The sequence below is a fragment of the Xanthobacter luteus genome (genome assembly GCF_040049235.1).
Taxonomy (GTDB): domain Bacteria; phylum Pseudomonadota; class Alphaproteobacteria; order Rhizobiales; family Xanthobacteraceae; genus Xanthobacter.
In genome coordinates, this window is the sequence record NZ_JBDZDO010000003.1 from 157,103 (window position 1) to 176,737 (window position 19,635).

The following is a 19,635-nucleotide window of genomic DNA, read 5'->3' on the forward strand; positions in this document are numbered from 1 at the left end:
GGCGGAATAGCCCCGCCCGACGTCTTGAATCATACCTCTGCACATTATCCGGGCTATTGGCCGGGAATATGGCTTCAGCCCGCGCGCGGGCGGGCCGCCGGAAAGCCGCCGGTCTGTCGCAGCGCCTCTGCGAGCCCCATGGCCGCACTCACCGCCACGTTCAGCGACCGCAGGCCGGCCTTCATGGGAATGGTCACGCGCGCGTCCGCCCGCCGGTGCACGGCCTCGGGGACGCCCTCCGACTCGCGTCCGAACAGCAAGGCGTCGGACGGCGCGAACGCGAAGTCCGTGAACCCCGTCGCCCCCGCCGTGGTGAACAGGATCAGGCGCCGGCCTTGCGCCCGCCGGGCGGCGTCGAAGGCGTCGAACGAGGCGTGGCGCACCAGGTCCGCGGCATCGAGATAGTCCATGCCGGCGCGGCGGAAGGCGGCGGCGCCGACCGGAAAGCCCGCCGGCTCGACGATGTGCACCGGCACGCCGAGGCAGGCTCCGGTGCGAATGGTGGTGCCGGCGTTCTGGGCGATGTCCGGGCAATAGAGGGCGAGGATCATGGGCGGCCTCGGGATCGGTCTGTGAATGCGACAGGATATGCCCCAAGATGCGCGGCGGGCGGCATGCCCGCGCCGGCCGCGCCGCGGCAGGCGGGTGGCGGCGAAGGTAGCCGGGGGTTTTCGCGGCCAGGACCGCGTGCCGCACGGCCATCATCTGGACAAGATCGGATGAGGGTGCAATTAGAGGCGCTCGAAGGTGGCGACAGGTGTCTTCAGCCGCCTCTCATGTCTGCGCGTGCCGACGTCGGGCCGCGCCGCGCGGGCGGAAGCGGATACAGGATCGGGGATAGCGCCGTGGCACATACGGAGACGCAGGACACGACGACGCGTCGAGACTTCATCTACATTGCAACGGGGGCGGTCGGCGCGGTCGGCGTTGTCGGCATGGTGTGGCCCTTCATTTCCCAGCTCCAGCCGGATGCTTCGGTGCTCGCCCTCTCCAGCACGGAGGTGGACCTCTCCCCCATCGCCGAGGGCCAGATCGTCACCGTGCAGTGGCGCGGCAAGCCGGTCTTCATTTCCCACCGCACGCCCGCGGAGATCAAGGCGGCCCAGGACACCCCGCTCTCCGACCTCAAGGATCCCCAGCCCGATTCCGCCCGTGTGAAGGCGGGCAAGGACCAGTGGCTGGTGGTGATCGGGATCTGCACCCATCTGGGCTGCGTTCCGCTCGGCCACCAGGGCCCCTACAATGGCTGGTTCTGCCCTTGCCACGGTTCGGCCTACGACACTTCGGGCCGCATCCGGGTCGGGCCGGCGCCGCTCAACCTCGAGCTCCCGCCCTACGCCTTCACCACCGACACCAAGATCATGATCGGCTGACGCCGTCCCGTCGCCCGGCCGTCGCCGCATCAATTCAAAAGGTTGGATCCCATGGAAGGACACTCCACCTACCAGCCGAAGGGCAAGCTCGCGCAGTGGTTCGAGAGCCGGCTGCCGCTGGTCGGTCTCATCCACTCTTCGGCTGTGGCCTATCCGGTGCCGAAGAATCTGAACTATCTGTGGACCTTCGGCGCGATCCTCACCTTCATGCTGGTGGTTCAGATCGTCTCGGGCGTGGTGCTCGCCATGCACTATGTGGCCTATGAGCCGGTCGCCTTCGCCCGCGTCGAGCACATCATGCGCGACGTCAATTACGGCTGGCTGATCCGCTACATCCACGCCAACGGCGCGTCGATGTTCTTCATCGCGGTGTACATCCATATGTTCCGCGGCATGTATTACGGCTCCTACAAGGCGCCGCGCGAGGTGCTGTGGATCCTCGGCGTGATCATCTATCTGCTGATGATGGCGACCGGCTTCATGGGCTACGTGCTGCCCTGGGGTCAGATGTCGTTCTGGGGCGCCACCGTCATCACCAACCTGTTCTCGGCCATTCCGTGGGTGGGCGAGACCATCGTGCAGTGGCTGTGGGGCGGCTATTCGGTCGGCGCGCCCACGCTGAACCGCTTCTTCTCGCTGCACTATCTGCTGCCCTTCATGATCGCCGGCGTGGTCATCCTCCACATCTGGGCGCTGCACCATGTGGGCCAGAACAATCCCGACGGGATCGAGGTGAAGAGCGTCGCCAAGGACACCGTGCCGTTCACGCCCTACGCCACCATCAAGGACATCTTCGGGATGGTGGTGTTCGTGATCTTCTTCTCCTGGTTCATCTTCTACATCCCGAACTATCTCGGCCACTCGGACAACTACATCCCGGCCAATCCGCTCTCGACGCCGGCGCACATCGTGCCGGAATGGTACTACCTGCCGTTCTACGCGATCCTGCGCTCGATCCCGGACAAGCTCGGCGGCGTGCTGGCCATGTTCGCGGCGATCGCGATCCTCGCCTTCCTGCCCTGGCTCGACACCTCCAAGGTGCGCTCGGCGAAGTACCGGCCGCTGTTCAAGCAGTTCTTCTGGATCTTCGCGATCGTCTGCGTCGGCCTCGGCTATCTCGGCTCGCAGCCGGCCGAGGGCGGCTACGTGATCGCCTCGCGCATCCTGACCGCCTACTACTTCATCCACTTCCTCATCATCCTGCCGCTGCTCGGCATCGTCGAGCGGCCGAAGCCCATGCCGGCATCCATCGCCGACGCGGTACTCGCAAAGGGCGCCAAGGGGGGCGCGGCTGTGGTCGCGGGGGCTTCGGCCCCCGAGACCAGGGGCTGAGCCGGGCGCGGAGAGAAAGCCAAATGACCATTCGCAGCATTCTCTTCGGTGCCGCCGCGGCGGTGCTTCTCGCCTCTTCGCCCGCGCTCGCCGCGGGCGGCGAGGCCCCGCGCCCCGAGCGCATGTCCTGGTCGTTCGCCGGTCCGTTCGGCATGTACGACCCGGGCCAGCTCCAGCGCGGCTTCAAGGTGTTCAAGGAAGTCTGCGCCGCCTGCCACTCGGCCAACTTCTTCTATTTCCGCAACCTCGCCCAGGAGGGCGGCCCGGCCTTCTCCGAGGCCCAGGCCAAGCAGGTGGCGAGCGAATACCAGATCACCGACGGGCCGAACGATGCGGGCGACATGTTCCAGCGCCCTGGCCGCCTGTCGGACCACTGGCCGGCGCCGTTCCCGAACGACAATGCCGCCCGCGCCGCCAATGGCGGCGCGCTGCCGCCGGACCTCTCGGTGATCGCCAAGGCCCGCTCCTACCATGTGGGCTTCCCGGGCTTCATCACCGACGCCTTCATCCAGTACCAGGAGCACGGCGTGGACTATATCCATGCGCTGCTCACCGGCTATGTGGACCCGCCGGCGGACGCCCATGTGCAGCCCGGCCTGCACTACAACACCTATTTCCCCGGCCACCAGATCGCCATGCCCAAGCCGCTCAGCGACGGCCAGGTGGAATACACGGACGGCGCGCCGCAGACCGTGGAGCAGTATTCCGAGGACGTCTCGGCGTTCCTGATGTGGCTCGCCGAGCCGCATCTCGACGCGCGCAAGCGCATCGGCTTCCAGGTGATGATCTTCCTCGTCGTCTTCGCCGGCCTGCTCTATTTCACCAAGAAGAAGGTCTGGAAGAACGTCGCCCACTGATCCGGGCGGCGGGTTCCAACCACGCAAGGGGCCCCGCCGGGGCCCCTTAAAGTTTCCAGGCCCCGCCGGGGCCCCTTAGAGTTTCCAGGCCCCGCCGGGGCGCCTTAGAGTTTCTGGGCCCCGGCGGGGCCCTCTTGACGTGGGTCGGCGCCGCCGGGCCCTCGGATGTTCCCCGGGGGTGGCGCCGGGCGTTCCGATTTGCCGGCCGCGGCAGGCTCCCGTTTAATCGGGCGGCCACGCGCTTGCCCTTCCGTGCCGAGGACGAAAGCCGCTTATGACCCCCGACGATTTCGCCGCCGCCATCCGCACCATTCCGGACTATCCCAAGCCCGGCATCCTGTTCCGCGACATCACCACCCTGCTCGGCGACCCGCGCGCCTTCCGCTGCGCGGTGGACGAGCTGGTGCAGCCCTGGGCCGGGGCGAAGATCGACAAGGTGGCGGGCATCGAGGCGCGCGGCTTCATCCTCGGCGGCGCCGTGGCGCACCAGCTCTCCGCCGGCTTCGTGCCGATCCGCAAGAAGGGCAAGCTGCCGCACCAGACCGTCCGCATGGCCTACGTGCTGGAATACGGCCAGGACGAGATGGAGATGCACGTGGACGCGGTCGCCCCCGGCGAGCGGGTGCTGCTGGTGGACGACCTGGTGGCGACGGGGGGCACCGCGGTGGGCGCCGTGAAGCTCCTGCGCTCCATCGGCGCCCGGGTGGAGGCGGCCTGCTTCATCGTCGACCTGCCGGACCTCGGCGGCGCCGCGGCGCTCCGGGCCATGGAGGTTCCGGTGCGCACCCTGGTCAGCTTCCCCGGCCATTGACCGGCGCTGCCGGGGCGCCAGCGTGGCCGGCGCGGTAACACGGGGATGCAATTCTTGAATGGACGAGGCCCCGCGCGCGGCCCGGGGCGCCTCGCTTCCGCCCCGTTGGCCGTGCTAGGGAGGCCCGGCGGGCAGATTTTTCCGGTCGGACCGGCGGTTGCGCCGGAGGCCTCGGGGCCGGGCGCCGTCCGGTTCGCGGCGGACCCGGGCCACGACGGGATCGGCCGGCACGTTCAAGGCGCATGGCGGCGGCCCCAGCGGCGGCTGCCGGCGCGGCAAGGTTCAAGAGGGCTGACATGGCTCATACGGCAGCGCCCGAGCGGGCGCGCCCCCTTCGCGTCGGGGTCACCGGCATCGGCATCATGGGCTCCAACCACGCCCGCGTGCTCAGCGCCATAGGCGGCGCCGAGCTGGTGGCGGTGGCCGACCCCGATCAGGCCCAGGCGCAGCGCGTGGCGAGCTTCCTCGGCTGCCAGGCGGTGGGCGACCACCACGACCTGCTGGCCCTCGGCCTCGACGCCGTGGTGGTGGCCGCGCCCACCCATCTGCACCATCCCATCGCCCTCGACGTGATGGCCGCCGGCTGCGCCGTCCTGGTGGAAAAGCCGATCGCCTCCACCGCCGCGGAAGGGCGCGAGATCGTCGCCGCCGCCAAGGCGAAAGGCGTGACCTTGATGATCGGCCACGTGGAGCGGTTCAACCCGGCGGTGCGCGCGGTCAAGGACGCGATCCGCGGCGAGAACATCCTCTCGGTCGCCTTCACCCGGGTCGGCCCGTTCCCCCCGCGCATGTCCAATGTGGGCGTGGTGATCGACCTCGCGGTGCACGACATCGACCTGATCCGCTGGCTCACCGACAGCGAGATCGTCGACGTCCAGCCGCAGACCTCGGCCGCCCTCGCCGAGCGCGAGGACATCGCGCTGCTGCAGTTCCGCACCGCCTCCGGCGTGCTCGCCCACATCAACACCAACTGGCTGACCCCGTTCAAGGCGCGCACGGTGCACGTGGCGACGGCGCGCAAATACGTGATCGGCGACCTGCTCACGCGCCAGGTGACCGAGCATTTCGACTACCGGCCGGACGGCTCCTATTCCACCCGCCATCTGCCGGTGGCCTATGCCGAGCCGCTGCGCGCCGAGCTCGAGAACTTCCTGTCGGCGGTGCGCGCGGGCAGCGAGCCCGAGGTCACCGGCGAGCAGGGCGTGGCCAGTCTCGACATCGCCATCTCCTGCCTCGCCGAGCGCGCCGAGGCGCGCGCCCGCTCCGCCCGGCGCCGCGCGGCGGCGGCCGGCTGAGCCCTTTCTGTCTTCGAGGATTGTCCATGACGTTTCCCGCGACGGCGCCCGCGCCCATCGCCTTCATCGACCTTGCCGCCCAGCGCGCCCGCATCGGCGCCCGCATCGATGCGGCGGTCGGGCGCGTGCTCCAGTCCTGCCGCTTCGTGAACGGGCCGGAGGTCGCCGAATTCGAGGCCCAGCTCGCCGCCTTCGCCGGGGCACGGCATGCCGTCTCCTGCTCCAGCGGCACGGACGCGCTGGCGCTCATCCTCATGGCCTGGGGCGTGAAGCCGGGCGACGCGGTGTTCTGCCCCGCCTTCACCTTCTGCGCCACCGCCGAGGTGGTGCCGTGGGTGGGCGCCACCCCGGTGTTCGTGGACGTGAAGGCGGACACCTTCAACATGGACCCGGAGAGCCTGGAACAGGCGATCGCGGTCGCCATCGAGCAGGGCCTCTCCCCGAAGGTGGTCATCCCGGTGGACCTGTTCGGCCAGCCGGCGGACTATGACGCCATCCTGCCCATCGCCGAGGCGCACGGCCTCAAGGTGCTGTGCGACACCGCCCAGGGCTTCGGCGGCACCTGGAACAACCGGCGCACCGGCTCGATCGGCGACGCCACCGCCACCTCCTTCTTCCCGGCCAAGCCGCTCGGCTGCTACGGCGACGGCGGCGCCATCCTCACCGACGACGCCGACCTCGTGGCGGTGCTGAAAAGCCTGCGCGAGCACGGCCAGGGCACCGACAAGTACCAGAACGTGCGCATCGGCATGACGGCGCGGCTCGACACCATCCAGGCCGCGGTGCTGCTGGAAAAGCTCGCCGTGTTCGACGAGGAGATCGCCGCCCGCGAGCAGGTGGCCCGGCGCTACAACGCCCTGCTGGCGGACGTGTGCCAGGTGCCGGTGGTGGACACGCGCGCCACCTCGGTGTGGGCGCAATACACCATCCGCCTCGCCCCCGGCGTGCGCGACGGCCTCGCCGATCGGCTCAAGGCCGTGGGCATCCCGACCGCGGTCTATTACCGCCTGCCCATGCACCTCCAGCCGGCCTACCGCCATTTCCCCTCCGCGGGCGCCATCCTGCCGGTGTGCGAGACGCTGGCGGAGGAGGTGATCTCCCTGCCCATGCACCCCGACCTCGACCCGGCGACCCAGGACCGCATCGTCGACGCGGTGCGCCGGGGGCTCGCGGCCTGAGACCGGTGCCGCGCCCGCGCGCCTCAGCGGGGATGGTCGGCCCGGTAGTCCGCCGGGCGCTGGAAGGTGCCGGCCCACAGCCCGCGCCGGGCGGCGCGCGCCTGCGCCTCCTCGGCGCCGTAGCCGCCATAGGCCACCGCCAGGCCCTGCCGCACCATGAGCGCGCCGAGGTCCTCGCCCGCCACCGTGCAGTGCGCCAGCGGCCGGTCGTAGCCGTCGCGCTCGCTGAAGGTGCAGGCGACCGCCCCCTTGCCGAGCGCCGCCGCCAATGCGCGCTTCGCCTCGCGGCCGCAGGGCCATTCCTTGCCGTCGCGGGTGCAGCTCTGGGCGAGTTCCGGGGCGTCCATGCCCTTGAGCCGCACATGCGCGCCGTCGAGGATCAGCGTGTCGCCGTCCGCCGCCCGGGCGGCGCCGGTCACGTTCTCCTGGAGCAGCAGATCCGCGAGCACGGCGAGGCCCGCCAGCAGCAGGACGGCGACGACGATGTCGAGGCGGCGCAGGCGCATGGGATCTTGCGGGTCTTCCTGCGCGCGGCCCGCGCGCGGTGCGGGCGGCAAGGGGCCGCCGCCGCCATCAAGGCGGATTCGCTCCGCCCGCGCAATCGGTGGAGGACGGGGCCGGCATCCCGTCTCGTTAACCGGCGATTAACCCTGCGGCCTGAGGGTGGGGGCGCACATGCGCGCCTGTGCTTCGGCCGGCTCCGGCCAGCGCGGGCCGCGGAGGGCTCGGCCCCATGAGACGCACGCAAGAACGCCCCGACGGCGGCCCGGCGCGCAGCCCGGAGGGCCGCCTCGGCGCCGCGCCGGCCGCTTGCGCGCCCGGCGGACCCGAGCGCGGCTCCAGAGCCGGTACCGTGTTCCTGATCATCGCCGGCGGCTTCCTGGCGCTGACGCTGCTGATCGCCGCCGCCTCCGTGCTGGGCGCCACCGGGCTCGGCATCCTGGCGCTGCTCGCTTCCGGCATCGGGCTCGGCGCCTATGGCGCACGCCGGCTCGGCGCGGGCGGCGCGTCGCTTCGCGAGCGGGAGCTCGCCGCGCGCCTCGATGCGGCCGAGGCGGCCTGCCGCGCCGCCGAGGCGGAGAGCGCGGCCAAGTCGCGTTTCCTCGCCGAGATGAGCCACGAGCTGCGCACCCCGCTCAACACCGTCATGGGCTTTTCCGAGATGATGGCGCAGGAGGTGCTCGGCCCGCACCGCATCCCGGCCTATGGCGGCTATGCCCGCGACATCCTCGCTTCGGCGCGCCACCTTCTGGCGCTCGCCGACGATCTGCTCGACCTCGCGCGCATCGAGAGCGGCCACCGGGTGCTGCTGGAGACCGCGGTGCCGGTCGACCTCCTGGCGCGCGAGTGCCTCGCCATGATGGCGCCGGAGGCGAAGCGGCGCGGCCTCGTGCTGCGCGCGGACGGCGCGCCGCTGCGGCTGTGGGCGGACGAGCGCGCGCTCCGGCAGATGCTGCTCAACCTGCTGGCGAATGCCGTGAAGTTCACCCCCGAGGGCGGCGAGGTGCGGCTCGCCTTCGGGCTCGCGGAGGGCGCGCCCTTCGTGCGCGTCGAGGACACCGGGCGCGGGCTTGCCGAGCGCGAGCTGCCGCTCGACGACGCGCGCCACCGGGAGAGCCGGGTGGACCTTGCCTCCGGCCGCGGCGCCGGGCTCGGGCTCGCCATCGTCGAGGGCCTCGCCGCGCTGCATGGCGGCAGTCTTTCTCTGACGCGGCGGGCCGGCGGCGGCACGCGGGCGAGCCTGTCCTTGCCGGAGAGCCGGGTGATGGCGCAGGAGCCGGCGGCGTTGAGCGGCGCGGCGGCCTGAGGGCGCTGCCTCCGAGACCGGTTCGCCCTGCATTCCCGCAGACGGGCGTCGCCGACGGGCGCCCCTTGGGCGCTCACCCCCCCGAGACGCCCGCCTCGGCGAAGGTCGCCATGCCGGAATGGCAGGCCACCGCCGCCTTGATGACGCCCACCGCCAGCGCCGCGCCCGAGCCTTCGCCGAGCCGCATGCCGAGATCGAGCAGCGGGCGCAGCTTGAGCCGCTCCAGCAGCGCGCGGTGCGCCTTCTCGGCCGAGACGTGGCCGGCGAGGCAATGGTCGAGGGCGGACGGGTCCATGGCGTGGAGCACCGCCGCCGCCGCCGTCACCACATAGCCGTCGAGCACCACCGGCACCTTCTCGTGGCGCGCGGCGAGGATCGCCCCGGCGATCGCGGCAAGCTCGCGCCCGCCGAGCCGGCGCAGCACCTCCAGCGGGTCGCCGAGCTGGCCCTCGTTGAGCGCCACGGCGGCGCGCACCGCCGCGATCTTGCGCGCCATCACGGCTTCATCCGCGCCGGTGCCGGCGCCCACCCAGTCCTCGGCCGTGCCGCCATAAAGCCCGTGGCAGACGGCGGCGGCCACCGTGGTGTTGCCGATGCCCATCTCGCCGAGGCACAGGAGGTCCGCGCCGCCGGAGATGGCCTGCATGCCGAAGGCGATGGTGCCTGCGCAGGTGCGCTCGTCGAAGGCCGGACCGGTGACGATGTCGGGGGTGGGATGGTCCACCGCCAGCTCGAACACCCTGAGGCCGGCCTCGAAGCTGGCGCAGATCTGGTTCACCGCCGCCTTGCCGGCGGTGAAGGTGTCCATCATCTGCCGGGTCACGGTCGAGGGATAAGGCGAGACGCCGCGCTCGGCGACGCCGTGGGTGCCGGCGAACACCACCACCACGGGCCGCAGCACCTGCGGCATGGCCTTGCCCTGCCAGGCGGCGAGGTGGGCGGCGATCTCCTCCAGGCGTCCCAGCGCGCCGGGCGGCTTCACGAGCTGCCCCTGGCGCTCCCAGGCGGCGGCGCGCGCCGCCGCGTCCGGTCCCGGCATGGTGGCGACCAGCGCGCGGATGTCGTCGAAGGGCAGGCCGGTGGCGCTGGGCGATAGGGTGGACATGAACAAGCGGGCTCCGATGGCCCAGGGGTTCTAGAGCGGGATCGGGCCCTAGGGAACCGCCGTGTCGTTGCTCCGGCCGCTCGATCGCCCTCCCGCGCGCTGAAATGAAGGGCGGATCGGCGCTGCGGCCGATCGCGGCGCTCAGCCGATGATGCCCTTCTCCTTCAGGAAGCCGAGCATGATGGCGCGGGAGGTCTCCGGCTGCTCGATCTGCAGCAGGTGGCCGCCGCCGGCGACGGGGGCCCAGTCGAAGCCGTTCTCGGTGCCGAGCGCGCGGTTGGAGAAGGCGGTGGGCGGCGTGCCCTTCATGTCCGGGTCGGCGGCGATCAGCTTGGTGGGGCCGCGGAATTCCGACGCTATCGGCCACAGGTCCAAGGTGAGCGCCTGCAGATAGATCGCCGCCTCCAGCTCGCGCGGCAGGACGGTTTCAAAGCCGCCTTTGCCGTCGGGCTTGAGCGTGGCGTGCGCCATGTCGATGCGGGCTTCGTCCACCCAGCGCGCCTGGGCGCGGCCCTCGCGGAAGCTGGCGATGAGTTCGTCCACGCTGGCGTATTTTTCCTGCCGCTCCATGGCCCACTGCACCAGCTTCACCTCGAACTGGCGCATGGGCTCGAACAGCGGATGGCCCACCGGCGGCACGCTCGGCGGGTCGAACAGCACCAAGGCGTCCCACACCCAGCCCTCTTCCACCGCGTGCTTCATGGCGGCGCGGGAGGAGAAGGAGTGGAACACGCCCACCGTGGTCTTCTGGCCGTAGCGGCGCACGATCTCGGCGCGGATCTCGCCCACGTCGCGCGCGAGGCGCTGGTAGTGGTGCGCCGAGCGCCGGCCCACCGGGCTCTTGCCGTGGTTGCGCATGTCGTAGAGGAACACGTCGAAATCGGCGAGCAGCGGCTCGAAGAACACGCGGTAGCCGTCGATGGCGAAGCCGTTGCCGTGGGTGATGAGCAGCCGCACGCCTTGCGGGTTGCCGACGCGGCGGCCCACCACCTCGGCCCCGTCGCTCATAATGAGGGTGAACGGCTCTGCGGTCGTCATCGGGCGTGTCCTTCGGGATGCGTGAAGTGCGGTTCCGGCCGGGCGCGGCTCCCCTCCCCCTTGCGGGGAGGGGTGAGGGGGCGGGGGTCGCGCCCCCTTTGGAGGCGTCGCGGAACCCCCACCCCTGCCCCTCCCCACAAGGGGGAGGGGTTTTCCTACGAGTACTCCGGCTCAATGCCGCGCCAGATAGTCCTTCAGCGTGGCGATGAAGGCGGGCGGGTTCTCCGCCGGGGTGATGTGGCCGGCATCGGGGATGATCGCGTGCTCGGCGCCGGGGATCTTGGCCGCCGCCTCGGCGAGGATCTCGGGCGGGGCGCCCTTGTCGCGGGCGCCGCCGAGGATCAGCACCGGGATGCGGATCTCGTGGAGGCGCGGGCCGTAGGACAGCGTCTTCAGCGCCTCGCAGCAGCCCGCATGGCCCACCGTGGTGGCCTTGCGGATCATGGCGCGCACCTTGTCGAGCTCGGGCGGGTTCTTGGCCCGGGTCTCGGGCGTGAACCAGCGCTCGATGGAGGGCTCCACCACCCCTTCCATGCCGCCCTCGGCGGCGAGGTCGATGCGGTGCTGGAAATAGGCCGCATAGTCCGGCGGCGCGTCCGGGCGCGAGTCGCAGGCCACCAGCGTGATGAGCCGGTCCGGATGGTTCATGGCAAGGCCATAGCCCATCATGCCGCCGATGGAGAGCCCCACCCAGTGGGTCTTGGCGATGCCGAGCGCGTCCAGCAGGCCGATGGCGTCGGCCTCCAGCTCGGGGAAGGTGTAGGGCCCGGGCACCGCCGGGCTCTCCCCGTGGCCGCGCTGGTCGTAGCGCAGCACCCGGTAGCGGTCCTTCAGCTTCTCCGCCGCGTCGTCCCACAGATGCAGGTTGTTGGCGAGCGCATGGGAGAACGTCACCCACGGCGCGCCCTCGGGGCCGTCGATCTCCACGTTGAGCTCGGTCCCGTTCCTGGTCTTCACAAGCATGTCGGCATTCCGTCCTTGCGTTCCGCGCCGGCGATCAGCTCTTGTCGCCCACATAGGTGAGGTCGTCCGAGATCTTCAGCTCGATCAGCACGTTCTCCGGCGCGCTCTCGGGCGCGAGCATGGAGCGGTGGGCGATGCCCTTGGGGATGAAGAGCATGTCGCCCTCCTTCATGATGCGGGTGCCCATCTCGGTCTCCCACTTCAGCGACCCCTTCACGCAGAAGATGATCTCGTGGGCGTCGATGTTGCGGTGCCAGAAGCCCATGTCTTCCTTCGACCGCTTGGAGAGGTCCACCTTCACCTTGTCGGAGGTGTAGAGGCGCAGCGGCGTGCCGTCCGCCTTGTTGCGGTTGGAGGGCTGGAAGTGCTCGGAGAAGATGTTGAACATGCGGAAGATGTCCGCATTCTCCAAGACCCCCTCATTGGCGATCGGGCTGTCCTTGTGGGCGAGCACCACGTTCTTGCCGAAGATGGTGACGACCTCGCGCTTGATGTCGCTCATGAAATTTCCTCCTGAAAGGGCGTTGCCCGCCGGTCAGCGGTCGAGAAGGTGGAACCGGGTGATGCCGTCATTGCCGACGCGGCGCTCGGCCTCGCCCAGCACGACGAGATGATTGAGGTGGGCGATCGCCTCGCCCATGGCGAAGCCGAGCTGGTGGCCATCCAGCGGCCGCGAGAACATCGCGGCAAGGCAGTCGCCGGCCGAGGCCGTGCCGCCGTGGGCGCGGATCGCCTCGCGCACCGTATCGAGCCGGGCATGGTGGTGCTCGCGCAGCACGGCGATGCGCTCGTTCGGCCCCTGGAACGGGTCGCCGTGGGAGGGCAGCACCAGGAAGTCGGCGCCGACCCGCTCTTCCATGCGCTCCAGCGAGGCCATGAACTCGCCCAGCGGGTCGGCCTCCGGCTCCACCTGCCAGACGCTGACATTGGTGGTGATCTTCGGCAGCAGCTGGTCGCCGGAGATGTAGACCTTGCGCTTGGGGCAATAGAGGCCGGCGAGGTCCGGCGAGTGGCCGCCGCCGGTGAGCACGTGCCAGGCCTCGCCGCCGATGGTCAGCGTGCCGCGGTCGGCGATGCGGCAGGCGGCTTCCGGCAGCGCCACGCCGTCGGAATAGGGCAGCACCTCGGCGTCGAACTGCGCCACCTTCTCCGGCGCCGCGCCGTTGCGGGCATAGAAGCGCGAGCGCGAGGCGATGTCGTCGGTGAACGAGTCCTTCACCGCGAGGTTGGCGCACATCCATTCGAGCTGGGTCATGTGCGGGCGCACGTTCCATCGCTCGGAAATGTAGCGGCAATTGCCCGAATGGTCGGGGTGGAAGTGGGTGACGATGAGGCGCGTCACCGGCTTGCCGCCGAGCACCGTGCGCCACGCCTCCTCCAGCGCCTCCTGCACCCGCGGCTCGCCATAGCCGCAATCCACCTGCGTCCAGCCCTCGCCGTCGCGGATCAGCCAGACATTGACCTGCCTGAGGCCGCGAAACGGCACCGGCGTGTCGAAGCGGATGATGCCGTCCGCCACCTCGGTGATGCGCGCGAACGGCCGGTCGATCTCCGCGAAGGCGGGGGAGGCGTGGGTCTGGGCGCTGGTGTGGGCGCTCGTCGGCGCGATGGTCGGGGCACTCATGCGGCGGTCTCCGTGGCGTCGCCGCGCAGGGTGCGGGCGGCCTCCATCACCGCGGCGACGATGGGCGCGTAGCCCGTGCAGCGGCAGATGTGGCCGGACAGGGTATCGCGAACCTGATCCTCGGTGGGGGCGGGATTGCGCGCCAGGAAGTCGGTGAACGACATGAGGATGCCGGGGGTGCAGAAGCCGCACTGCAAGGCGTGGTGCTTGCGGAAGGCGGCCTGGAGCGTGTTGAGCGCGCCGTCGCCGGGGGCGAGTCCCTCCACCGTGCCCACGGAGCGGCCGTGGGCCTGGACCGCCAGCGTCAGGCAGGAGCGCGAGGCGGCGCCGTCCAGCAGCACCGTGCAGCAGCCGCACACGCCGTGCTCGCAGCCCACATGGGTGCCGGTGGCGCCCGCCACCTGGCGCAGGAAGTCGCTGAGCAGCATGCGCGGCTCCACATGGCCGCTGACCGGGCGGCCGTCGAGCTCGAACTGAACGAGCGTGCGCTCGCCTGAGCCTACGCGGAACATGACAGGGCCTCATCGATCACGGGGCGGGCGAGCCGGCGCACCAGATCGCGCCGATAGCGCGCGGTGGCGTGGATGTCCTCGAAGCCGCCCAGATCGGCGGCCAGCGCGTCGACGATGTCGTCGAGCCGGGAGAGGTCGGCGCGGGCGATGGTGCGCACCGCCGGCCGGTCGGCGACGCCGCCGACGGCGAGGTCGATGGCATCGGCCCGGGCGCGGGCGGCGAGCGAGACGATGGCGAAGTCGCCGTGGCGCCGCGCCACCTCGCGGAAGCCCGTGCCCTCGCCCTTGGCGCCGAGCGGGAAGCGCACCGCGACCACCAGTTCGTCGTTCTCGCGGGCGGTGGAGAGCAGGCCGCGCTGGAAGTCGGCCGCCTTGAGCGTGCGGGTGCCGCGCGTCGAGCGCAGCACCACCTCGCCGCCGAGCAGCGCCAGCGTGAGCGGCAGCTCGGAGCTCGGGTCGGCATGGGCGATGGAGCCGCACACCGTGCCCTTGTTGCGGGTCTGGAAATGGCCGACCCAGGGCAGCGCCTTGGCGAGCAGCGGCACCTCCTGCGCCAGATCGGGGCGCGAGAGCAGCGCGTTCTGCGTCACCGCCGCGCCCACCTCGATATGGGTCCGGGTGCGGGTGACGGCGGACAGCTCCGACACGCGGGAGATGTCGACGATGGCCTCGCAATCCACGAGGCGCAAATTGAGCATGGCGATGAGCGTCTGCCCGCCCGCCATCACGCGGGCCGCCTCCTTCCATTCGGAAAGGGCCGCGATCGCCTCGGCCACCGTCTCGGGGCGGATATAGGTGAAGGGACGGGGCTTCATCGCGGCTTCCGGAACAGGGAGGTGATGCGGCTCCACCAGGAAACCGAGGGGGCGCCGGAGGAGGCGCCGAGGCGCGAGGCGAAGCGCTCGAAGAACTGGCGGATGACGAGGTCGGAGGCGCCGTCGAGCAGGCGCCCGCCGATGGCGGCGGCGCGGCCGCCCACCGCCACCTCGTAGTCGTAGGAGATGCGCGTGCCGCCGTCGATCGCTTCGAGGCGCAGCATGCCGGCGCCGGAGGCGTCGCCCAGCGGGCCGGTGATGCCGCCCGACAGGCGCCCGGAACGCTCGGTCTCGAGGTCGGTGAGGCGCACCTCGGCGCGGAACCGGCCCTTCACCGGGCCGACGCCGAGCGAGACGTCGGCGCGGTAATGGTTCTCGCCCACCACGTCGAGCGCGTGGCAGCCGGGGATGGTGGCCTTGAGATTCTCCGGATCGAGCAGCGCGCGCCAGACCTCGGGAACCGGCGCGCCGATGGTGACCGCGCCCGAGCCGGTGAGCTCGCGCGCGCCCTCGCGCCGGGCGGCGGTGGCGCCGGCGGGCGCCGCCTTGGCTTGGCGCGGCGGGGTCTTCTCCGGCCCGGACAGGATGGCGTGAAGCCGCATGGGGGTGATCGGCAGGGGCACGTTCTCGATGCCGAGCGCGTCCGCCACCGCATTGGCGACGCACACCGGCGTCGACATGCAATTGCCCTCCGCGAGGCCCTTGGCGCCGAGCGCGGTGAACGGGCTCGGGCTCTCGATGTGCAGGATCTCGATCTCCGGCACCTCGGTCACGGTGGGGATGAGGTAGTCGGCGAGCGTGCCGGTGAGGAAGCCGCCCTTGTCGTCGTAGCGGAATTCCTCATAGAGCGCGGTCGCGAGGCCCTGCACGAAGGCGCCGCGGATCTGCCCCTCGGCGATCAGCGGGTTCAGCAGGCGCCCGGCATCGTGCATGGAGACATAGCGGTCGATCCTCACCTCGAAGGTGTCGGGATCGATCTCCACGCCGCACATGTCGAACACGAAGCCGTAAGCGAGCGAGGTGTTGATGCGGTCGTCGCCGGAGGGCGGCTCCAGCTCCGGCGGCGCCCAGGTGGCGGTCTCGCGCAGGCCCGGCGCCATGCCGTCGGGCAGCATCACCGGCGACCAGTGGGCGGTGCCGGCGACGCGGGCGAAGGCCAGGCCGTTGTCCGGATTGGTCTGCGAGCGGATCATTCCGTCGACGAACTCGATGTCGCCGGGCAGCACGTTGAGCTGCTTGGCGGCGATGCGCGCGAGCTTGTCGCGGATGGCGCCGGCGGCATGGTGCACCGCCACCGCCGTGCCCGGCGAGAAGCGGCAGGAATAGGTGCCGGCGGCGATGGACCACTGGTCCTTCACCGTGTCCATCTCGAGGTTCACCACCACCTCGTCCATCTTAAGGCCGAGCTGGTCGCACACGATCTGGGAGATGACGGTCTCGTGGCCCTGGCCCTGCACCGTGAGGTCGGCGGTGACCGAGACCGTGCCGAGCGGGTCGACATTCACCGTGGCGAGCGAGACCGCGCCGTTCTTGGGCCCGGCGCGCTCGCGCGCGCTCGCCGGGATCATGGTGGACAGGTAGCCCATATTGGACATGGAGGGCTCGACCACGGCGGCAAATCCGATGCCGTAGTGCCGGCCCTTGGCCCGCGCCGCGTCGCGCCGGCGCTTCAGCTCCTCGAGCCGGCCCGCGCCGGTGGCGATGTCGACGCAGCGCGGATAGTCGCCGGAATCGTAGAGCGCCCCCGCCGCCGCCCGATAGGGGAAGGCGCCGGACGGGACGAGATTCTTGCGGATCACGTCCAGCACGTCCATGCCGAGCGCGAGGGCGATGCGCTGCACCAGGCGCTCCAGGCCCAGATAGAGCTGCGGGCCGCCGAAGCCCCGGATGAGCCCGGCCGGGGCCTTGTTGGTCATCACCACGCGGTTGACCACATGCAGGTTCTGGACGTCGTAGGCGCCGGTGGTGGCGCCGTGCATGCGGTAGAGCGGGCCGGGCATGGGCGCGCGCAGGAAGGCGCCGTAATCCTCCATCTGGTCCATCCTCAAGGCGAGGATGCGACCGTCGCTCTTCACCGCCGCCTCGATGTGGGTGACGCGGTTCGGCCCGGAGCTGGCCGCGAGCAGGTGCTCGTAGCGGTCCTCCACCCACTTCACCGGCCGGCCGGTGACCCGGGCGGCGAGGCCCATCAGCACCACGAACGGGAACACCGAGAGCTTGATGCCGAACGAGCCGCCGGAATCCGCCGGGGTGCGCAGGCGCAATTTGGCGCCCGCCACCCGGAGCGCGCGCGCCATCACCGGATGGGCGCTGAACGGCCCCTGGAAATTGGCGAGCACGTCGTAGCTGCCGTCGGACGGGCGATGCTGCGCCACCACCACGAAGCATTCCATGGGCATGAAGGAATTGCGCGGATAATCGACGCGCAGCTTCACCACCTGGTCCGCCGCGGCGAAGGCGCCATCCGGGTCGCCATAGGTGAACTCGCGGCGCGAGACCTCGTTGGCGCCGCAGTCGGGATGGACCAGCGGCGCGCCGGCGGCGACCGCGTCCTCCGGATCGACGATGGCGGGCAGGGGCTCGTATTCGACCTCCACCAGCTCGCCCGCATCCTCGGCGATGTAGCGGTCCTCGGCCACCACGAGGGCCACCGGCTCGCCGACGAAGCGCACCCGCTCCACCGCCAGGGTCCATTGCGGGATCGGCTGCTTGAGCGCCACCAGGAACGGGTCGGACAGGGCCCGCACGTCCTCGCCGGTGAGGACGGCGCGCACCCCCGGATGGGCGAGCGCGCGGGCGGTGTCGATGCGGCGGATGACGCCGTGGGGAATGGGCGAGCGCACCACATGGGCGTGGAGCGTGCCGGCCGGGGCGGGCACGTCGTCGGCATAGCGCCCGCGCCCGCGCAGCAGCGCGTCGTCCTCCTTGCGCGGGACCGGCTTGCCGAGGGGGGAGGAGGATGGCCGGTCCCTCATATGCGGCGGCGAGCGGGACGGCAACTCGGCCTGCGCGCTGCGAATGGCTGGGGCGGACACGTCAAACCTCCGGAACATAGATTGAAAAGAGCGGGTACCATGGCGAAGGAGATTGTGTAAAGTAATTTCGTATCATAATACGAATATGGAGATGAACACGGGCTCGCAGTGGTCGCGCGAAAGGTTTATGGAGCGTTGATGATCGAAGCGAATCTGTTGCGCACGCTGGAGGAGAAAGTGGCGATCGAGGAGGCGCAGTTCGACGACCTGCCCGCCATCATCGCCATCGATTCCGACCTCACCGGCATCCAGAAGCCGGAAATCTGGTACGGCTATTACGCGCCGGTGATGACCGGCGCGCAGCGCACCTTCATGGTCGCGCGCCACGAGGGCGCGGTGGTCGGCTATGTGGTGGGCGAGGTGCGCGCCTGGGAGTTCGGCTCGCCGCCCTGCGGCTGGCTGTTCGCCATCGGGGTGCGCAAGGACGTGCGGCTTGCCGGCATCGGCACCTTGCTTTTCAATGCCTTGCAGGCGCGCTTCCGGCGCCTCGGCGTGCAGACCATGCGCACCATGCTGCACATCGACGACCATCTGCTGATCTCGTTCTTCCGCAGCCACGGCATGACCGCCGGGCCGTTCATCGAGCTTGAGATGGGCATCGCACCCGCGCCGAGCGACACCTGAGCCATGAAGCTGCACCAGGCGACCCGCTATGCCATCTGGTCCATCGTCGAGCTTGCCTCGCGCCCCGGCGAGCAGGTGGCGGCCAGCGAGCTCGCCGCCAAATACCGCATCTCGCAGCACCACCTCGCCAAGGTGCTGCGCCTGCTCTCGCGCGCCCGCATCGTCTCCTCCACCCGCGGGCCGGCCGGGGGCTGCACCTTCATCGGCAACGCCAACCGCCTGACGCTGCACGACATCATCTCCCTGTTCGAGGAAGACGCGCCGGCCGACGGCCAGGGCGCCGACACGCCGGTGGCAAGCGAGGTGGCGCGGGTGCTGGGCGAGATCGACCGCATCACCTCCGCCACTTTGCGCTCGGTGACCATCCAGACCATCATCAACAATGCCCGCCGCGCCGAGGCCCGGTCCCCGGTCCCGGCCGCCGCCGATGCCCCCCGCAAGGGCCGCGACCTTAGCGACGCCGGCTGACCGCTGCGTCGTCCTGCCGCAGAGTCGCGGCGAGGCCTACCTAAGCCACTGAAATTAATTACAAAACGGGATCACTGCGGCGCAGGCGTTTGGCTTGCCATTATATAAATCTAATAGATAGATTTACTTAATTTATGTTCAGGAGGGCGGCATGGCTGCGCTGCGGGAGACGGTGAGCGGACGGGACAGCGGGGCGGCCGCCGCCGCAGGCGACCTGAAGGCCCGGGCGGATGGCGGCGACCGCGCGCGCTCTGCCGCCTGCCTGGTGGCCGAACTCGCCCTCAGGTCCGGCGTGCGGGTGCCGCTGGCGGACATCGGCGCGCTCTACGGCCTCCCGCGGCTGGAGCTGGCGTGCATCGCCGCGGTGCTGGCGGATGCCGGCATCCTGCGTCCGGCGCCCGGCCCCGGGGGCGTCTGGGCGCTGTGCGCGAACCCGCGCCGGCTCTCGCTCGGCGACGTGATGCGCCTGTTCCCCGCGCCGGAGACAGCGGCGCCCGCCGGGCCCGAGACCGCCGTGGCGCTCGCGGTGGCGCAGCGGATCGCCGAGGCGCGCCGCCTCTCCGAGGCCGCGCTGGGAACGATCACGATCCAGTCGCTGCTCGCCCGACTTGAGGCCCACGGGTTCCGGGAGCCTCCGGAGGCCGACGCATCGCCCTGCGCCGCGCCCGGCTGATCCCCGCCGCCGGCCGCCGGCCGGCCCGCCGACGCGTTGAATTCAAATATGCGCATTTCGGCACTTGACCACCAAATTTGATGGTGAAAGCTTATCGCGCAATCGCGGGGACCACCCCGCATGGC

General features: G+C 70.7%; 20 protein-coding genes. 10 read left to right on the top strand and 10 right to left on the bottom strand.

Going from position 1 to position 19,635, the window contains the following annotated elements:
* Positions 1-74: 74 nt before the first annotated feature.
* Positions 75-551: a tRNA (cytidine(34)-2'-O)-methyltransferase gene (locus tag ABLE88_RS11735; RefSeq protein ID WP_348831869.1), complete on the bottom strand. Its 477-nt coding sequence runs from the start codon at positions 549-551 to the stop codon at positions 75-77.
* 294 nt (positions 552-845) lie between these two features.
* Between ABLE88_RS11735 and petA the strand changes: the two genes are divergently transcribed.
* The 6 genes from petA to ABLE88_RS11765 all read left to right on the top strand — a co-directional run bounded on the left by petA (position 846) and on the right by ABLE88_RS11765 (position 6,846).
* On the top strand, positions 846-1,373 hold the full coding sequence (petA, locus tag ABLE88_RS11740; RefSeq protein WP_348831870.1) for a ubiquinol-cytochrome c reductase iron-sulfur subunit: 528 nt from the start codon (positions 846-848) through the stop codon (positions 1,371-1,373).
* 51 nt (positions 1,374-1,424) lie between these two features.
* Positions 1,425-2,705 (top strand): cytochrome b, encoded by a 1,281-nt coding sequence (locus ABLE88_RS11745; RefSeq protein WP_348831871.1) that lies wholly within the window; start codon positions 1,425-1,427, stop codon positions 2,703-2,705.
* Positions 2,706-2,728: 23 nt separating this feature from the next.
* Entirely contained in the window at positions 2,729-3,562 is an 834-nt protein-coding gene (locus ABLE88_RS11750; RefSeq protein WP_348831872.1) for a cytochrome c1, read from the top strand.
* 274 nt (positions 3,563-3,836) lie between these two features.
* Positions 3,837-4,373, top strand: a complete 537-nt coding sequence (locus ABLE88_RS11755; RefSeq protein WP_348831873.1) for an adenine phosphoribosyltransferase — start codon at positions 3,837-3,839, stop codon at positions 4,371-4,373.
* A 296-nt stretch (positions 4,374-4,669) separates the two neighbouring features.
* Positions 4,670-5,668, top strand: a complete 999-nt coding sequence (locus ABLE88_RS11760; RefSeq protein WP_348831874.1) for a Gfo/Idh/MocA family protein — start codon at positions 4,670-4,672, stop codon at positions 5,666-5,668.
* Between the two features lie 26 nt (positions 5,669-5,694).
* A complete protein-coding gene (locus ABLE88_RS11765; protein WP_348831875.1) occupies positions 5,695-6,846 on the top strand; it encodes a DegT/DnrJ/EryC1/StrS family aminotransferase in 1,152 nt (383 codons plus the stop codon).
* Between the two features lie 23 nt (positions 6,847-6,869).
* Here ABLE88_RS11765 and ABLE88_RS11770 read toward each other — a convergent pair whose 3' ends face one another.
* Positions 6,870-7,352 carry a thermonuclease family protein gene (locus ABLE88_RS11770; protein ID WP_348831876.1) on the bottom strand — a complete coding sequence of 161 codons (483 nt, stop codon included), beginning with the start codon at positions 7,350-7,352 and terminating at the stop codon, positions 6,870-6,872.
* A 227-nt stretch (positions 7,353-7,579) separates the two neighbouring features.
* Here ABLE88_RS11770 and ABLE88_RS11775 point away from each other — a divergent pair, with 227 nt between their 5' ends.
* Positions 7,580-8,653 carry a sensor histidine kinase gene (locus tag ABLE88_RS11775; RefSeq protein WP_348831877.1) on the top strand — a complete coding sequence of 358 codons (1,074 nt, stop codon included), beginning with the start codon at positions 7,580-7,582 and terminating at the stop codon, positions 8,651-8,653.
* Positions 8,654-8,726: 73 nt separating this feature from the next.
* On the opposite strand, the gene cobT is transcribed toward ABLE88_RS11775, so the two are convergent.
* The 8 genes from cobT to ABLE88_RS11815 all read right to left on the bottom strand — a co-directional run bounded on the left by cobT (position 8,727) and on the right by ABLE88_RS11815 (position 17,745).
* The gene (gene cobT / locus ABLE88_RS11780; protein ID WP_348831878.1) at positions 8,727-9,758 is read right to left on the bottom strand and encodes a nicotinate-nucleotide--dimethylbenzimidazole phosphoribosyltransferase; all 1,032 of its coding nucleotides are present in this window, start codon (positions 9,756-9,758) and stop codon (positions 8,727-8,729) included.
* 141 nt (positions 9,759-9,899) lie between these two features.
* Entirely contained in the window at positions 9,900-10,796 is an 897-nt protein-coding gene (locus ABLE88_RS11785) for an alpha/beta fold hydrolase (protein WP_348831879.1), read from the bottom strand.
* Between the two features lie 171 nt (positions 10,797-10,967).
* A complete protein-coding gene (locus tag ABLE88_RS11790) occupies positions 10,968-11,759 on the bottom strand; it encodes an alpha/beta fold hydrolase (protein ID WP_348831880.1) in 792 nt (263 codons plus the stop codon).
* A gap of 34 nt (positions 11,760-11,793) precedes the next feature.
* Complete coding sequence (locus ABLE88_RS11795; RefSeq protein ID WP_348831881.1) at positions 11,794-12,261, bottom strand: cupin domain-containing protein; 468 nt, start codon at positions 12,259-12,261, stop codon at positions 11,794-11,796.
* Between the two features lie 33 nt (positions 12,262-12,294).
* Complete coding sequence (locus tag ABLE88_RS11800; RefSeq protein WP_348831882.1) at positions 12,295-13,383, bottom strand: MBL fold metallo-hydrolase; 1,089 nt, start codon at positions 13,381-13,383, stop codon at positions 12,295-12,297.
* Positions 13,380-13,895 (bottom strand): (2Fe-2S)-binding protein, encoded by a 516-nt coding sequence (locus ABLE88_RS11805; protein ID WP_348831883.1) that lies wholly within the window; start codon positions 13,893-13,895, stop codon positions 13,380-13,382. Before ABLE88_RS11805 ends, ABLE88_RS11800 begins: the two co-directional genes overlap by 4 nt.
* Positions 13,883-14,710 (bottom strand): FAD binding domain-containing protein, encoded by an 828-nt coding sequence (locus ABLE88_RS11810; RefSeq protein WP_348831884.1) that lies wholly within the window; start codon positions 14,708-14,710, stop codon positions 13,883-13,885. The genes ABLE88_RS11805 and ABLE88_RS11810 overlap by 13 nt, the downstream gene beginning before the upstream one ends.
* Entirely contained in the window at positions 14,707-17,745 is a 3,039-nt protein-coding gene (locus ABLE88_RS11815) for a xanthine dehydrogenase family protein molybdopterin-binding subunit (protein ID WP_348831885.1), read from the bottom strand. The genes ABLE88_RS11810 and ABLE88_RS11815 overlap by 4 nt, the downstream gene beginning before the upstream one ends.
* Positions 17,746-17,883: 138 nt before the next feature.
* Here ABLE88_RS11815 and ABLE88_RS11820 point away from each other — a divergent pair, with 138 nt between their 5' ends.
* The 3 genes from ABLE88_RS11820 to ABLE88_RS11830 all read left to right on the top strand — a co-directional run bounded on the left by ABLE88_RS11820 (position 17,884) and on the right by ABLE88_RS11830 (position 19,510).
* Positions 17,884-18,369 carry a GNAT family N-acetyltransferase gene (locus tag ABLE88_RS11820; protein ID WP_348831886.1) on the top strand — a complete coding sequence of 162 codons (486 nt, stop codon included), beginning with the start codon at positions 17,884-17,886 and terminating at the stop codon, positions 18,367-18,369.
* A 3-nt stretch (positions 18,370-18,372) separates the two neighbouring features.
* A complete protein-coding gene (locus tag ABLE88_RS11825) occupies positions 18,373-18,837 on the top strand; it encodes an Rrf2 family transcriptional regulator (RefSeq protein WP_348831887.1) in 465 nt (154 codons plus the stop codon).
* 151 nt (positions 18,838-18,988) lie between these two features.
* Complete coding sequence (locus ABLE88_RS11830) at positions 18,989-19,510, top strand: Rrf2 family transcriptional regulator (protein WP_348831888.1); 522 nt, start codon at positions 18,989-18,991, stop codon at positions 19,508-19,510.
* The last annotated feature ends 125 nt before the right edge of the window (positions 19,511-19,635 follow it).